Source organism: Microcystis sp. M44BS1, assembly GCF_020244875.1.
In the GTDB taxonomy this organism is placed as follows: Bacteria; Cyanobacteriota; Cyanobacteriia; order Cyanobacteriales; family Microcystaceae; genus Microcystis; species Microcystis panniformis.
On the sequence record NZ_JADBVM010000335.1, the window covers coordinates 1 to 15,742 of the forward strand.

A 15,742-nucleotide genomic window follows, 5' to 3' on the forward strand; every position below is an offset into this window, starting at 1 on the left:
GATAATACAAAGACAACCAAAAGAAGTCAAGCTGTATCCTTAACAAGGGAACAGTCAAACTAGGAGCCGTGTGAGGTGAAAGTCTCATGCACGGTTCTGAATGGGAGGGGAGGTCGGTGACGACCTTCTCGACCCCTAATAATTAAAGATGGTGTGATTAAAGTGAAATTTGCTGCTAGTACCTATTTTTCCCTGCTGCGCCATTGTGCCGTTCCTTTACTGTCGATCGCTACTTTTACGCCAATTCTCTTAACTTATTTAGCCAAGGAAAAACCAGAAACCCCGCAACCGCAGGCAAATCTAGAGACTGCTGCCTCCCCTGCTCCTATTATCCCATCTCCGATCGCCCCCTTAACCGCGCCATCGCCGAAACTATTCCCCTCTCCCCAATCTTCTGCGACTCCAAAATCAGCACCCTCTCCCCAGTCTTCCCTCTCAGCGCCGAAAAAATTAGCGCCATCGGTTCATTCCCCCAATACTTCCCCCAATACTTCCCCCGCTGCCGCAGCCAAACCAGTAACTAGACAACCCTTAGCGGTTCCCGCTAATTATACGCCGCCGGTTCTAGAAATTCGCGTGGCGATCAAAAGGGATGTGGCCAGTGTTTTGATTGGAGTTAACGGACCGGCGGTGATCACCGATCGCCAAGGTCGTGGTTTAAAAACGATTGCCACTAACGAGGGTTTACCGGTCATTCCAGGTGCCAATGGCTTAAAAATGGGCGATTTATCGCTGCCAGAGGTGATTTTTGTGCAGCCCACCAGTGCCGATGGTTTAGTTTATGTGGATGATAGTTGGTATCGGGGTAAAGTGCTGCTGGTGGCCCAAGGCGATCGCTTATTAGTGGTCAATCATGTTAATTTAGAGGCCTATCTCTATAGTGTGGTGGGGAGTGAAATGCACTCTAGCGCACCAATGCAAGCTTTAAAGGCACAGGCGATCGCCGCTCGTTCCTATGCCCTAGTACACATGATCCGCCCCGCTAATGCTTGGTTTCATCTGGGCAATAGCCAACGCTGGCAGGTATATAAAGGCATTCGCTCGGAGTATCAATCGACTCACCAAGCGGTTAATGCCACTGCTGGGCAGATTCTCAGCTATAAAGGGGGTGTAGTCGAGTCTCTTTATGCCGCCACCGATGAAATTGTCGCTTGGGCCCACGGTGGTCGCGGTATGAGTCAAACTGGAGCTTATAAATTAGCGGAAAAAGGCCTAGATTATCAACAAATTCTCGGTAATTATTATCCCGGAGTTGGTTTAGCTCGTCTAGTGCTACAAAATTAGATTGATTGGCTTTCTCGACTGAAAACTCAAATCTGATCACTGATAACTGATCACTGATCACTGAAATGCCGACCATAGCAGATTTCTAGTAACTGTATTAGAATAAACTTTCAAAATGCTATAGCAGTAAATCTCTCTATGAATAGCCCCTTTCTTGACTACCTCAACGGTCCCAAGCATCCCGTCCTCGTCTTTGATGGAGCGATGGGAACTTCCCTACAAAGCCAAAATCTGACGGCCGAGGACTTTGGTGGGGCAGAATACGAAGGTTGTAACGAGTATCTTGTCCATACTAAACCTAGCGCCGTAGCGAAAGTCCACGAAGCCTTTTTAGCAGTGGGTGCGGATGTGATTGAAACCGACACCTTCGGGGGAACCTCGATAGTTTTAGCCGAGTACGATTTAGCCGATCAAGCCTATTATCTCAACAAAAGCGCCGCCGAACTGGCCAAAGCTTGCGCTAATAAATACTCTACCCCCGAAAAACCCCGTTTTGTGGCGGGTTCTATGGGGCCGGGGACAAAACTGCCCACTTTAGGTCATATTGACTTTGATACGCTCAAAAATGCCTATGTGGAACAGGTAGAGGGTCTGTACGATGGCGGGGCAGATTTATTATTAGTAGAAACCTGTCAGGATGTCCTGCAAATTAAAGCGGCTTTAAATGCTATTGAAGAAGTATTTCAGAAAAAAGGTCAACGATTGCCCCTAATGGTTTCGGTGACGATGGAAACCATGGGAACGATGTTAGTAGGAACGGAAATTAACGCCGTTGTCTCTATTTTACAACCCTATAAAATTGATATTTTGGGACTTAACTGCGCCACTGGTCCCGATTTAATGAAACCCCATATTAAATATCTCTCGGAAAATTCCCCTTTTATTGTTTCTTGTATTCCTAACGCTGGTTTACCGGAAAATGTCGGCGGTCAAGCGCATTATCGCCTCACTCCCCTAGAATTAAAAATGGCTTTAATGCACTTTATCGAAGATTTAGGAGTACAAATTATCGGCGGTTGTTGTGGTACTCGTCCCGACCATATTCAAGCTTTAGCGGAACTAAGTCAGGGTTTAACTCCGAAATCTCGTCATTATCATTATGAACCCTCCGCCGCTTCTATTTATAGTACCCAACCCTATATTCAAGATAATTCTTTCCTGATTGTCGGGGAAAAATTAAACGCCAGTGGTTCTAAAAAATGTCGGGAACTGCTCAATGTTGAAGACTGGGATAGTTTAGTATCGATGGCGAAAGCGCAGGTAAAAGAAGGAGCGCATATTCTCGATGTCAACGTCGATTATGTCGGCCGGGATGGGGTGCGCGATATGCACCAATTAGCCTCTCGTTTAGTTAATAATGTCACCCTACCTTTAATGTTAGATTCCACCGAATGGGAAAAAATGGAAGCGGGGTTAAAAGTAGCGGGGGGTAAATGTATCCTCAACTCTACTAACTACGAAGACGGGGAACCGCGTTTTTATCAAGTCTTGGATTTAGCGAAAAAATACGGCGCGGGGGTAGTAATTGGAACCATTGATGAAGAAGGAATGGGACGTACTGCCGAGAAAAAATTCCAGATAGCTAAACGGGCCTATTATGGGGCGATAGAATACGGAATTGCTCCCTACGAAATCTTTTTTGATCCCCTAGCTTTACCGATTTCTACTGGTATCGAAGAAGACCGAGAAAATGGCAAGGCTACTATCGAAGCAATGCGCCGAATTCGCCAAGAATTGCCCGAATGTCACATTCTTTTAGGTGTGTCTAATATCTCTTTTGGGTTGAATCCAGCAGCGCGTCAGGTATTAAATTCCGTCTTCCTTCACGAAGCGATGCAGGTGGGTATGGATGGGGCAATTGTCAGCGCTAATAAGATTCTTCCTCTGGCAAAAATTGAACCAGAATATCAGCAAATTTGTCGGGATTTAATCTATGATAATCGTCGTTTTGATGGCGATATATGTGTTTATGATCCCCTGACCAAGTTAACCGAATTATTTGCGGGGAAAACCACTAAAAAAGACCCTTCTAGTAATGCTAATTTACCCGTGGAGGAACGCTTAAAACAGCATATTATTGATGGGGAAAGATTGGGACTGGAAGATGCTTTAAAGCAAGCTTTACAGGACTATCCACCCCTAGATATTATTAATATTTTTCTCCTGGATGGGATGAAGGTAGTGGGTGAGTTATTTGGTTCGGGACAAATGCAGTTACCTTTTGTTCTCCAATCGGCCCAAACTATGAAAGCGGCCGTTGCCTTTTTAGAACCCTTTATGGAGAAAAAAGAGGGGGATAATAATGCCAAAGGGACTTTTATTATCGCAACGGTTAAAGGAGATGTTCACGATATTGGTAAAAATTTAGTTGATATTATCTTGACCAATAACGGCTATAGAGTGATTAATTTGGGCATTAAACAACCTGTAGAAAATATCATCGAAGCCTACCAAGAACATAAGGCCGATTGTATTGCTATGAGCGGTTTATTGGTGAAATCGACGGCTTTTATGAAGGAAAATCTAGAGGTTTTTAACGAAAAAGGAATCACCGTTCCTGTTATCCTTGGCGGGGCAGCTTTAACTCCCAAATTTGTCCATGATGACTGTCAAAAAACCTACAAGGGACAGGTTATCTATGGTAAAGATGCCTTCTCTGACCTGCATTTTATGGATAAATTAATGCCCGCTAAAGCTGGCGGTCAATGGGATGATAGTAAAGGCTTTTTAGCGGAGTTTGCCGAGGCAGAAAAAACCCCGGTTGTCGCCGAAGAATTAAAGGTTAATCCCGATACTATTTTTACCGATGGCAGCATCAACCAAGAATTAGTTATTGATACCCGTCGGTCCGAAGCGGTGGCAGTTGATATTCCCCGACCAACACCGCCCTTCTGGGGTACTAAAATATTAACAGCAGCAGAAATTCCCATCGAGGAGGTTTTCTGGTATTTAGATCTACAAGCTTTATTTGTCGGTCAATGGCAATTCCGCAAACCACAAAGCCAATCGAAACAAGAATACGACCAGTTTTTACAGGAAAAAGTTCATCCAATTCTAGCAGCATGGAAAGAGAAAATTGTCAAGGAAAATTTACTAAACCCTACATTAATTTATGGTTATTTTCCCTGTCAATCCTCTGGCAATTCCCTGTTAATTTACGATCCCGAATCGATACAAGCGGGCGAAAAACCCGAAAATCTGCAACCGATAGCCATTTTTGAGTTTCCGCGCCAGAAATCCGGTCGTCGTCTCTGTATTGCTGACTTTTTCGCCCCGCAGGAATCCGGTATTATCGACGTTTTCCCGATGCAAGCGGTGACAGTGGGGGAAATCGCCACGGAATACGCTAAATCTCTCTTTGATGCCAACGAATATACTGAATACCTCTATTATCACGGCATGGCTGTCCAAACCGCCGAAGCCATGGCCGAATGGACCCACACCCGCATCCGTCGCGAGTTAGGTTTCGCAGAGTTCGATCCCGATAATATCCGCGATATACTGCAACAGCGTTACCAGGGTTCTCGCTATAGTTTCGGCTATCCCGCTTGTCCCAATATTCAGGATCAATACAAGCAACTAGCTCTGTTAGGATGCGATCGCATTGGGATGTCTATGGACGAAAGCGAACAATTGTACCCAGAACAATCCACCACCGCCATTATCACCTATCACCCCACCGCTAAATACTTTAGTACCTAATCAGTTATCAGTTATCAGTTATCAGTTATCAGTTATCAGTTATCAGTTATCAGGTGTGAGTTTTTATCGGTAAAACCCCACACCCTACACCCTACACCCTACACCCCACACCCCCCCTGCCCCCCCGATGTCGGGGGGGTTGGGGGGGGTCACACCCTACCCCCACGAAAAACTTTTTGCCGCAAACCCTAATTAGGGCAGCCATTCCAGTAAAATTCCCAGGGAGCTATCTTTACGCGCGCGGGAATTTTGGGATTGAATATCGGCAGCTAAACGTAAATTAGAGGTAATCGCATAACCAACCGAAAGAGTAGTTAATCCCACCTCGTTGTCACCCCCCGGGGAGATAAAACTCTGACTGACGGTGATATCTGCCGCCCCCGTGCGAGAAAGAGCTAATTTGAGCTTTAATCCTAAGTTAAGCCCATCGGTGCTGTAATTTCCTGTTTGAATGTAACGATAGCCCACCATGGGAGCTAGATTGACATAATCACCCAAAGGGAGGAAATAGTATTGTAAATTTGCTCCTATTGCCGTCCTCTTGCCGTTAAAAGCCGTCTGATAATCGCCGCTTAGGGTTAAACTGGTTTGACCGAAAAACACATCTTCTACCCCCAAAATCACGCCACTGGAATTATCGCTAGAAGGAAACTCTGCATATCCCAAGCGGATACGAGTGCGAAAACCAGGATCGCGGCGAATATCTTCGGCGATATCGGGTATTTTTTCTAACCAACGCTCTAAAACCGGGCTTTCTTGCCGAATTTTTGGGTCTAAGTCTAAATCCGTTTCTGCCCACACAGCACCACTCGCCCCCCATAATAAACCAAGAGCGATCGCATTTACAGAACAGCAAGAGAGCTTAAACATGATCTGCATTATATCTATTAGCCGTCACATCAGTGATCGGTTATCAGTTAACTGAGGCGCTCCTGTACTTGTGATAATCAGAAAAAGTTATCTAAGGGAGGGAATATGACCAAAATGTAACAGATACGAACAATTTACACCATGATGTCGGGAGAGCCTTCACTGATTACTGGTTACTGTTTACTGATCACTGAAAAGCCGGCACTCCCCCAAAGGTTACAATAAAAATAAAGATTCAGATTCCCCGTTATTCTTGAGAGGACGGGGGGCAGTAGGAGTAGTAATAGTGGTTAGAATATTAAAACTTTCGCAATTAAGTAGCGCAGAACGGGCAAAACTTCAGAAAAGAGCCGAGTTAGATATTGATAACGCCCTCAAAGTCGCTCAAACGGTCATAGAAACCATCCGCGAACGGGGGGATGCCGGCGTTGTGGACTATGTGCGGCGTTTTGACTACGAAGGTGCGACGGTAGAAAATATCAAAGTCAGCGAGGCAGAATTTGAGCGGGCTTTTCATTTAATTGAACCGGAAGTAAAAACCGCTATTGAACAGGCTTTCCGGAATATTCAAGAGGTACATCGTCGCCAAATGCCGGAAGAAATACAACTGGCAGAAATTGAAGCCGGTGTCTTTGCCGGCGAAAAAATCTCTCCTATCCCCAGTGTGGGTTTATACGTTCCCCGGGGCCGCGGCGCTTTTCCCTCGATGATGTTAATGTTAGCCATACCAGCAATGGTGGCAGGAGTGGAAAGAGTAGTGGTTTGCACTCCCCCCGATAAACAGGGCAACGTGGAACCGGTTTCTCTGGTGGCGGCACGCATGGCTGGAGTCAGAGAAATTTATAAGTTAGGGGGCGTACAAGCGATCGCCGCTTTAGCTTTGGGAACAAAAAATATCAAAAGGGTTGACAAAATTACCGGTCCGTGCAGCGTCTATGGGGCGGCGGCCAAGCGGTTACTGTTCGGCACTGTGGATGTGGGTTTACCAGCAGGTCCGAGTGAGTCGATAGTTTTGGCCGATGAGTCCAGCGATGCCCGTTTAGCGGCCTTGGATTTATTAATTGAAGCGGAACACGGGGCGGATTCGGCGGCTTTATTAGTCACCCACAGTGAACAGGTTGCGATCGCTGCTAGGGAATACGCTCAGGAATACCTGCAAAAACTCCCAGATTGGCGACGGGAATTTTGTCTGGCGGGTTTAGCCGCCTATGGGGGCATAATTTTAACCGATAGTTTGCAGCAATCCCTCGATTTTGTCAATGAGTACGCCCCAGAACATCTGGAGGTTTTAGTTAGTAATCCTTTTGCCATTCTGGGCAAGATTAAAAATGCTGGGGAAATCCTTCTGGGAAATCATACTCCTTCCTCTATGGCTACCTACGCCATCGGGGTAAATGCTGTGCTGCCGACGGGAAGTTTTGCCCGCTCCTATTCGGCGGTTTCGGTTTATGATTTTCTCAAGCGCTCCACTTTGGCTTATGTCACCCCTGAAGGCTTTGAAAAGTTAAAAGAAACCACAAAAACTTTAGCCGAGTACGAGGGATTTCCCGCCCATAAATTAGCAATTCAACACAGGGAGTTTTTACTCTAAATAGGGGGAATAGGAAACAGGGAATAACTCTGATTTATTATCCTGTATCCTATTTGGTACTATGATAAGAGCAGAGAATCAGGCAAGCATTTTATGAAAAAAGTAATTGTTATTTTAATTCTGTCTTTTCTGAGCGAACAAATATCAATAAAATCACCAATTTCTGGCAAACAAACCCTCAATAATTTAGCCGTAGCTAACAACAATAATCGTCCCACTCCCCAGAAAAAACCTAGTCCTTCTCCACAGTTTCGGTGCGATGGTAGAACTCACTGTTCCCAGATGACCTCCTGTCCAGAAGCGACTTTTTTCTTGAGAAATTGCCCCAATGTCAAAATGGATGGAGACGGTGATAGAGTTCCCTGTGAAAGTCAATGGTGTGGGAAAAAATCCTCAGAAAAATGTGGGGAAAGTTCTCAAAATAACTAATTTTGTTTCCTCACCCCAATTCTCTTACTTAAAGAATCGGGGTGAAAACAATCAAGAAGCAGTAATCACGGGAGAATTAAGATATTGATAATTCCAGTCCGATTGTTGCCAAACGCGACCATCAAGGGCAATTTGTTCGATTAAACTAGCTAATCGTAAAGCTTTTAAAGCTTGTTCCCCACCGACAGAAGGTTGGTCCCCACCGCGCACACAATGAACAAAATGTTCTAATTCCGCGTGTAGGGGTTCAATATTGCTAGTATAAACCTTTTCAATTAAACCATCTTGACGGTAGAGAACTTGACCGTAATCGGTGCTATAGTTAGCGGTGGTTTGCCGGTGAATGAGGATTTCATTATTGAGAAAATCCGCTTCCGTGAGAGAATTTTTACAGTGGGCTGCTAAACGGCGAATCTTGCGATGAGTCACCTTACTAGCGGTTAAATTAGCCACTACTCCATTACTAAAACCAAGGGTTGCAGTGACATAATCGAGATAACCGGAATCAGTGGCAGCGCGACTACCACTAGCGGTTAATTTCACCACGGGAGCGGCGACTAATTCTAAAATTAAATCTATATCGTGGATCATTAAATCTAACACCACCGACACATCATTAGCGCGCTGGGAATAGGGACTCATGCGATGGGATTCAATCGCTAAAATCTCCTCGGTTTTCAAGACCTTCGATAACTCTTGGAAAGCGGGATTAAAACGCTCGATATGACCCACTTGCAGAATACAATCGTGATCGGCTGCCGCATTGACTAAAGATTCCGCTTCACTAATACTAGCGGCGATCGGTTTCTCGATCAAGGTATGTACTCCCGCTTGCAGACAGTCCATCCCGACTCGATGGTGTAACCGTGTGGGGACAGCGAGACAAACCGCATCTACCCTAGGTAAGAGGTCTAAATAATTTTCAAAAAAACGGACTCGGTATTTACTGGCAGTTTCCAGTCCCTTTTCGACGTTGACATCGGCCACCCCGACGAATTCCACGTCTTTTAACAAACTCAGGATGCGACTATGGTGTTGTCCCATGTTACCGACCCCGATAACCCCGACTTTAATCGGTTTGAGTTGATTTCTGTTACCCGGAAAGTTTGCTGGTTGATTGGACATGAATTTTAGACTCCTGTGTTCACACTCCCCACACCACTTGATTAAATTAATCAAGCTGATTTTGTCGATGAATTACCAAGATGGTATCATGGTTATCCAGATTCTGACACGATGTCGGTGTCAATGGGAGTTCTGAGAAGATTTTCTGATTCCACCTGCGGGTTTTCACTCCTAAATGCTTATCAAAAAATCGTCCCTGAGTAGCGAGGACTACATTCGGCTAAATTTTAACTATGGACAATTCAACGGATTTTAACTCCTTACGGGGATTAAGTGTTTTTTTGCTAGGAATGATGGGATCTGGCAAATCCACCCTGGGAGAGTTGCTTTCCCGACGGTTACAATATCGTTTTTTTGATACAGATATATTAATAGAAAGGGTCGCGGGAAAGAAAATCAGGGAAATTTTTGCCGACGAGGGAGAAGCGACTTTTCGGGAGTTAGAAACCCAAGTTTTAGCCGAATTATCCTCTCTGACTAAAACTGTGATTGCCACCGGGGGAGGGATGGTTTTAAAACCGATAAATTGGAGTTATCTTCGTCACGGTTTAATGATTTGGTTAGATGTTCCTCTCGAAGTTTTGGTTAAACGTTTAAAACAAGATACCTCTCGTCCCCTGCTGGAGTCCACTGATTTAGAAAGTAAACTAGAATTATTATTAGAACAAAGACGAGGACTTTATGCAGAAGCAGATCTTCGGATTGTTGTTTCTGACCTAGATACACCTGCTGATATCGTTGAGAAAATTTTAACAGCAATACCGACAGTGATTAAAGATGTTTATACAGAAAGGAATAATAACTGATGATACCAGCTTCAATTTTTGATTTACCTGAACTAATTCCTGACCGAGAAATTCTGGAAATTTTAGCTCAAAGTCAAGCTATTCGTCTGGAAAGAATTATTTCCACCGGTCAAACCACTCCCCGGGGTCAATGGTACGATCAATCTGACTTTGAATGGGTGATTTTATTACAGGGATTCGCTGAGATTAGTTATGAGGATGGCAGCCAAGTTAATCTGCAAGCAGGGGATTATCTCTTGATTCCTCCTCACCAAAAACACCGCGTCGAATTTACTAGCAATAATCCTCCTTGTATTTGGTTAGCTATCTATTATCGCTAGTAAGTAGGTAGGTGTTAAAAGTTGTCAGAAACACCCCTTATCAAGGGGGGATTAAGGGGGGATCGAAGCTAAAATCCATTTTTAATTTAATTATAACCAGCTACTTAAACTATAGTTTCTGACTATTGCCAGCGATCGAATAAATCGGTTAAAACGATATTAGAAAACAAAAAACCTTCGGGGTCGCTTAATCTTACCCTGCTATCCCCCTCAATTATTACTAGATTGCGCTGTTTATGCGGCTCTAAGACCTCTAAAACTGCTTTTTTGATTTCCGAACCAAAATTAGCTTCAATTGCGGGTAAACTCACCCCTTCTGCTAACCTTAACCCTAGCATTAAGGTTTCGAGAAGATCATCAATCAAGCTATTTTTCTCCACGTCAATCTGACAGCCTTCTTTTACCCAAGCGAAATAGTCGCGACTTTTGCGCGGACGGGTAAAACGTTGTTGATGGAGATAACTAGCAGCCCCCATACCAAAACCGTAATAGGGACGATTTTCCCAGTAAACTCGATTATGTCGGCATTGATAACCCGGTTTGGCATAGTTAGAAATTTCGTAATGTTGATAACCGGCTAAAGCTAGTTTTTCACCGGCTAAAACATACATTTTTGCCGTGGTTTCATCATCGGGTAAGGGTTTTTTCCCCGGTTGATACTGTTTACCGAAAGGAGTAACCGCTTCTAAGACCAAATCGTAACAGGAAAGATGGGCCGGTTGCAGTTCGATCGCTTTTTCTAGGGAATTTTCCCAATCTGTCAGGGTTTGTTGTGGCAATCCCGAAATCAAATCCAAACTATAGTTAACTATTCCCAATCCCCGAATTAATTCCACTGCCTGATAGATATCCTTAACAGTATGCGATCGACCAGAAACCTGTAATAATGGTTCTTGAAAAGCCTGTACTCCTAAACTAACCCGATTGACTCCCGCGCTAAGATAACCCTGTAATTGTTCTAAACTAAAGGTAGCTGGATCAATCTCCATAGAAATCTCTATATCGGCCGCAAAATCAAACTTTTTGGCTAAAGTATCCAGAATTGCCCCTAATAATTCCACCGGTAACAGGGAAGGAGTCCCCCCCCCAAAAAAAATTGTTTCTAGGGGTTTCCCCGTCCCCTGACTAAGGCTAATTTCTTCCTGTAATATTTCCACATACTCCACCACAGGGGGAAAAGTCGCCGGATTGGTGTGATTACCAACGACAAAAATCGGGAAATCACAGTAAAAACAGCGCCGACGACAAAAGGGAATATGAATATAAACCGAGGTTACGGGGTGAAAATAGGGCATTAAAGCAGTTATCAGTGAACAGTAATCAGTAATCAGTGGACTCATACTAAATCCGTTGAGTAACGCACAGAAAACGGGTTTCTCGGAGAAACCCGTTTTCTACTCATGCAAAAGGCAAAACGGAGAATAAATAATCAGTTTTTAATAACTGGATTTAATATCATACAGCCTTTCTCGTCAAGGTGAAGCACAGACTAACCCTTGCTAATCAAGTATTTTAGATGCAAGAACGAACCTCATCTATCTGAGAAACGCTGTAACTCGCATCTGATGACTGATAACTGATTCAAGGCTGACGACCGACTCCTACTATAATTTCGTTTATCTTCGTTAAGATGTATTATGGCTGGGGAGAACATCTCCTAGAATGGAGGCAACTTTCCCGACACAAATTAGGAGAAACCCACAGATATAATATAAAAGCATCCATACTCATTATTTTTCTACCATCATTCCCCCCCTATCCTCTCTGGTATTATCCCCATGCTTGATGCTGTCATAATTTTACTATTCGTCTTCGCTGTTGCCAGTATTGGTTATAGTGGTGTTGACTTGCTGCCGGTTACTGTCCAGTCGCAAATCAGCAATATTGAAGCTTTACGCTGGTTATCGGCGGGTTTTGCCTCAATTATTGGTTTGGCTATTGGTTTAGTTGCCCAAACTACCTATCGTCGTCTAGAAACCCAAGTACGACAAACTCCGATCGAAGTTATTTTAACCCGTTCGGTCGGTCTAGTTATCGGTTTGTTGATTGCTAATCTGATCCTAGCTCCGATTTTCTTCCTACCGATTCCGGGAGAATTCTCGTTTATCAAGCCGATAATCGCCATTTTAGGCAGTATTATGTTTTCCTATCTGGGGGTTAGTTTAGCTGATACCCACGGTCGGACTTTTTTGCGTCTGATTAACCCCAATAGTATGGAATCAATTTTAGTGGCAGAAGGAACCCTGCAAGCGGCCGCCACCAAAGTTGTTGACACCAGTTGTATTATCGATGGTCGTATCGAACAATTGTTAGACACGGGATTTATCGAGGGACAGATACTCATTCCCCAATTTATCCTTCAGGAATTGCAACAGTTAGCGGATGGCAGTAACGACCAAAAACGAGTTAGAGGAAGACGAGGATTAGATATCTTAAACCGGATGCAGCAAGAATTTCCTGATCGCATTGTCATTCATCCGGCCGATTATGAGGATATTAGCACCGTAGATGCTAAATTAGTCCATCTTGCCCAAGAAATTAACGCCACCTTGCTCACTAACGATTATAATCTCAGTAAAGTGGCCAATCTGCAAAAAGTCACCATCTTGAATGTCAACGATCTCGCCCAAGCAGTACGCCCGATCTACTTGCCCGGGGATACTTTAGATCTGAAAATTCTCAAAGCAGGAAAGGAACCCACCCAAGGCATCGGTTATCTAGAAGATGGCACGATGGTGGTGGTAGAAGAAGGAAAAGATTATCTAGGGGGAGAATTGCGGGTAGTGGTGACATCTGCACTGCAAACCTCGGCCGGACGGATGATTTTTGCTAAACCCCAAAATTCCCTGATTGCTTAAAGGGAATAAAACCCAAAAAAGCCTCAAATACAACGCCAGAGGGGATTGTATTTGAGGAATTTCATTTTTTAAGGGAAGTTAAGTCACCAATCGAACTATCTAGCCAATTGATACCTAATTAAGCTGGTTTATTGATTACAGCCATGGACTGACGAGCAAAACCGAAATAACTATCCCAGAATTGTTTCTGACTATCGAGGGCAACTTTGGTGGCGGTTTCTTGGGCGGTTAGGTAGGATTTCACCCATTCTTGTTGATATTCGAGGGATTTAACCAAAGTTTCCGGAAACTCAAACACTGGTGTAGTCGTGGGAACACCATTACCCCAAGCGGACAGAAGCAGTTTCTGCCATTCGGCTAGGTATTTTTGGTATTCTTCAAGATAATTGGTGTTCATAGAAGTCAAACCGCTAACTAACCCATCTGGAAGGAGATGGTGAGAAAGTGGGGCGGTGTTGCCACCTTCTCGAAAGCAAAAACCGTGACGAGATAAAATATAATATTCTATCCCTTCCTTGATTATAACCTGAGTTTGTGATCAGCCCCAATCTTTATGCGATCGCCCTAGACCAGCCTATTTTTTTGGTGACTGGGAACTAACGCTAAAATAGTCCTACTCTAGCCATTTTCTCCCAACTATGATCGATCGCCCTATTCATGTAATTGGTGGAGGATTAGCGGGGACTGAGGCGGCGTGGCAGATAGCCCAAGCAGGTATTCCCGTGATCCTGCACGAAATGCGCCCAATTCGCTCTAGTCCCGCCCACCATAGCCAATTTTTAGCCGAATTAGTCTGTAGTAACTCCTTTGGCGCCATGGCGGTGGATCGCGCTACTGGGTTACTCCATGAAGAATTACGACGCTTAAATTCTCTAGTTATTGCCCAGGCCGATCAGCATAGTGTCCCCGCAGGAGGGGCTTTAGCGGTCGATCGAGGGGTCTTTAGTCGAAATTTGACGGAAATCTTGGCCAACCACCCTCTAATCACCTTAAAACGTCAGGAGATCACGGAAATTCCCCGGGATGGTATCGTCGTTTTAACCACTGGACCGTTAACCAGTGCTGCTTTAGCCGCAGATCTGCAAAATTTCACCGGCCTGGACTATCTGAGTTTTTTTGATGCCGCTAGTCCGATTATTCTAGGGGAATCTATTGATCAATCGATCGCTTTTCTGGCCTCCCGTTACGATAAAGGTGAGGCCGCCTATCTCAATTGTCCTATGGATCGGGAACAATACCTGCACTTCTGGCAAGAACTAAAACAGGCAGAACAGGCAGAATTAAAGGATTTTGAGCGAGAAAATGCCAAATTTTTCGAGGCTTGTCTGCCAATCGAAGAATTAGCCAGTCGGGGAGAAGACACCATGCGTTTTGGTCCCCTGAAACCGGTGGGATTAGCGGATCCTAGATATCCGGATCAACGTCCCTACGCGGTTATACAGTTGCGAATGGAAGATAAAGCGGGGCAATTGTGGAATATGGTGGGATTTCAAACTAATTTAAAATGGGGTGAACAAACACGAGTTTTCCGTCTGATTCCGGGGTTAGAAAAGGCCGAATTTGTCCGCATGGGAGTGATGCACAAAAACACCTTTATCAATTCTCCCCAGTTATTATCCTCCAGTCTCCAGTTTAAATCGCGACCGACGCTATTAGCGGCAGGACAGTTAATCGGCACGGAAGGCTATACGGCTGCGGCTGCTGGGGGATGGTTAGCGGGAACTAATGCCGCTCGTTTAGCTTTAGGATTAGAAACGGTGACATTGCCAACCACAACGATGATGGGGTCATTATTTGAGTTTATCAGCAGTGCCGAACCGAAACATTTTCAACCGATGCCGCCAAATTTTGGCATTTTGCCGAATTTTACCAGAAAAATCCGCAATAAACGGGAACGTTACGGTCAATATGCCGATCGCTCTTTGCAGGATTTAGAAGCATGGACGAATCAGTTAAAAACTCCCTGTCTCGTCTAACTGTCAATCCCTAAATCGATCGCCCATAATAGAGAAGGAATCTATTCTTTCTCTATTGCTATGCCAAACCCCGATTTTTTCCCTCCCCAATCCTACAGTCAAGAGGATGTGCAGGAAATTCTCTATTTGGCTATCTCCCGTCAAGGGGATAAGGGAGAAATTACCCGTCAACAGTTGTTAGAAATTGCTGACGATTTAGCTATTGAAGTTAAAGACTTAGAAGCGGCGGAAAAGGACTGGCAAGAGTCAAAAATGGTCAGTTATAAGCGGCAAGAATTCGATCGCTTTCGTCGTGAGGAGCTAAAACATAAAACCGTTCGCTATCTGATTATTAATAGTTTTTTTCTTACGATTAATTTAATTAGTGCGGGAACAATTTCTTGGGCAGTTTATATCTTTTTGCTGATGGGTTTACCTCTTTCTCTCTCGGCTTGGAAAACTTTTCAAAATCAAGGAATTGCCTACGAAGAAGCATTTAAACGCTGGAAAATTAAGGAGGAAATGAAAGAGTCTTTTAGCAATCTTTGGACACAAATTAAAAAGTTTTTACAGTTTTAATACTGTTGCCAAATTAAGCCTTTTTTGTTTTTGTGAACCACAGAGACACAAAGGACACAAAGTTGAGCTTTCCACGACTACTTAGGGTCTGCTGAAAAAGTACGGGCGAAGCATTCGGATAGAAAATCTACGGTTTCACCGATAGGTTATTGCCCGAATGCTTCGCCCCTACAGGACGCGGGCCGATGAAGACGCAAGGTTTTGAACGACGATTCTCTCAAAA

At 44.3% G+C, this 15,742-nt stretch carries 13 protein-coding genes; 9 read left to right on the top strand and 4 right to left on the bottom strand.

Annotated elements, in window-relative coordinates:
* Positions 1–138 precede the first annotated feature (138 nt).
* Both IM515_RS24595 and metH read left to right on the top strand, forming a co-directional pair.
* The gene (locus tag IM515_RS24595; protein ID WP_287630099.1) at positions 139–1,284 is read left to right on the top strand and encodes a SpoIID/LytB domain-containing protein; all 1,146 of its coding nucleotides are present in this window, start codon (positions 139–141) and stop codon (positions 1,282–1,284) included.
* A gap of 138 nt (positions 1,285–1,422) precedes the next feature.
* Complete coding sequence (gene metH / locus IM515_RS24600; protein ID WP_287630092.1) at positions 1,423–4,986, top strand: methionine synthase; 3,564 nt, start codon at positions 1,423–1,425, stop codon at positions 4,984–4,986.
* Between the two features lie 192 nt (positions 4,987–5,178).
* Here metH and IM515_RS24605 read toward each other — a convergent pair whose 3' ends face one another.
* Positions 5,179–5,865, bottom strand: coding sequence for a hypothetical protein (locus IM515_RS24605; protein WP_002766472.1), 687 nt, complete (start codon positions 5,863–5,865; stop codon positions 5,179–5,181).
* A gap of 277 nt (positions 5,866–6,142) precedes the next feature.
* Here IM515_RS24605 and hisD point away from each other — a divergent pair, with 277 nt between their 5' ends.
* Both hisD and IM515_RS24615 read left to right on the top strand, forming a co-directional pair.
* Complete coding sequence (gene hisD / locus IM515_RS24610) at positions 6,143–7,447, top strand: histidinol dehydrogenase (RefSeq protein WP_287630093.1); 1,305 nt, start codon at positions 6,143–6,145, stop codon at positions 7,445–7,447.
* Positions 7,448–7,540: 93 nt separating this feature from the next.
* Complete coding sequence (locus IM515_RS24615) at positions 7,541–7,876, top strand: excalibur calcium-binding domain-containing protein (RefSeq protein ID WP_287630094.1); 336 nt, start codon at positions 7,541–7,543, stop codon at positions 7,874–7,876.
* A gap of 51 nt (positions 7,877–7,927) precedes the next feature.
* Here IM515_RS24615 and IM515_RS24620 read toward each other — a convergent pair whose 3' ends face one another.
* Positions 7,928–9,001, bottom strand: coding sequence for a Gfo/Idh/MocA family protein (locus IM515_RS24620; RefSeq protein WP_002737757.1), 1,074 nt, complete (start codon positions 8,999–9,001; stop codon positions 7,928–7,930).
* 233 nt (positions 9,002–9,234) lie between these two features.
* On the opposite strand from IM515_RS24620, the gene IM515_RS24625 reads away from it, so the two are divergent.
* On the top strand, positions 9,235–9,807 hold the full coding sequence (locus IM515_RS24625) for a shikimate kinase (protein ID WP_287630095.1): 573 nt from the start codon (positions 9,235–9,237) through the stop codon (positions 9,805–9,807).
* Positions 9,807–10,127: a cupin domain-containing protein gene (locus IM515_RS24630; RefSeq protein ID WP_287630096.1), complete on the top strand. Its 321-nt coding sequence runs from the start codon at positions 9,807–9,809 to the stop codon at positions 10,125–10,127. Before IM515_RS24625 ends, IM515_RS24630 begins: the two co-directional genes overlap by 1 nt.
* Before the next feature lie 122 nt (positions 10,128–10,249).
* Here the strand turns inward: IM515_RS24630 and hemW are convergent, their stop codons facing one another.
* Positions 10,250–11,422, bottom strand: a complete 1,173-nt coding sequence (gene hemW, locus IM515_RS24635; RefSeq protein WP_287630100.1) for a radical SAM family heme chaperone HemW — start codon at positions 11,420–11,422, stop codon at positions 10,250–10,252.
* Positions 11,423–11,905: 483 nt separating this feature from the next.
* Here hemW and IM515_RS24640 point away from each other — a divergent pair, with 483 nt between their 5' ends.
* Positions 11,906–12,985 carry a PIN/TRAM domain-containing protein gene (locus tag IM515_RS24640; protein ID WP_287107113.1) on the top strand — a complete coding sequence of 360 codons (1,080 nt, stop codon included), beginning with the start codon at positions 11,906–11,908 and terminating at the stop codon, positions 12,983–12,985.
* A 118-nt stretch (positions 12,986–13,103) separates the two neighbouring features.
* Here IM515_RS24640 and IM515_RS24645 read toward each other — a convergent pair whose 3' ends face one another.
* Positions 13,104–13,382: a hypothetical protein gene (locus IM515_RS24645; RefSeq protein ID WP_043995783.1), complete on the bottom strand. Its 279-nt coding sequence runs from the start codon at positions 13,380–13,382 to the stop codon at positions 13,104–13,106.
* A gap of 241 nt (positions 13,383–13,623) precedes the next feature.
* Between IM515_RS24645 and trmFO the strand changes: the two genes are divergently transcribed.
* Together trmFO and IM515_RS24655 are read left to right on the top strand one after the other, a co-directional pair.
* Positions 13,624–14,961, top strand: a complete 1,338-nt coding sequence (gene trmFO, locus IM515_RS24650; protein ID WP_287630097.1) for an FADH(2)-oxidizing methylenetetrahydrofolate--tRNA-(uracil(54)-C(5))-methyltransferase TrmFO — start codon at positions 13,624–13,626, stop codon at positions 14,959–14,961.
* A gap of 60 nt (positions 14,962–15,021) precedes the next feature.
* Entirely contained in the window at positions 15,022–15,519 is a 498-nt protein-coding gene (locus IM515_RS24655; protein WP_287630098.1) for a 2TM domain-containing protein, read from the top strand.
* The last annotated feature ends 223 nt before the right edge of the window (positions 15,520–15,742 follow it).

Coding starts and splice junctions, on each gene's coding strand:
- metH (WP_287630092.1), top strand. CDS start 1,423: ATGAATAGCCCCTTTCTTGACTACCTCAACGGTCCCAAGCATCCCGTC.
- IM515_RS24605 (WP_002766472.1), bottom strand. CDS start 5,865: ATGCAGATCATGTTTAAGCTCTCTTGCTGTTCTGTAAATGCGATCGCT.
- IM515_RS24615 (WP_287630094.1), top strand. CDS start 7,541: ATGAAAAAAGTAATTGTTATTTTAATTCTGTCTTTTCTGAGCGAACAA.
- IM515_RS24620 (WP_002737757.1), bottom strand. CDS start 9,001: ATGTCCAATCAACCAGCAAACTTTCCGGGTAACAGAAATCAACTCAAA.
- IM515_RS24625 (WP_287630095.1), top strand. CDS start 9,235: ATGGACAATTCAACGGATTTTAACTCCTTACGGGGATTAAGTGTTTTT.
- IM515_RS24630 (WP_287630096.1), top strand. CDS start 9,807: ATGATACCAGCTTCAATTTTTGATTTACCTGAACTAATTCCTGACCGA.
- hemW (WP_287630100.1), bottom strand. CDS start 11,422: ATGCCCTATTTTCACCCCGTAACCTCGGTTTATATTCATATTCCCTTT.
- IM515_RS24640 (WP_287107113.1), top strand. CDS start 11,906: ATGCTTGATGCTGTCATAATTTTACTATTCGTCTTCGCTGTTGCCAGT.
- IM515_RS24645 (WP_043995783.1), bottom strand. CDS start 13,382: ATGAACACCAATTATCTTGAAGAATACCAAAAATACCTAGCCGAATGG.
- trmFO (WP_287630097.1), top strand. CDS start 13,624: ATGATCGATCGCCCTATTCATGTAATTGGTGGAGGATTAGCGGGGACT.
- IM515_RS24655 (WP_287630098.1), top strand. CDS start 15,022: ATGCCAAACCCCGATTTTTTCCCTCCCCAATCCTACAGTCAAGAGGAT.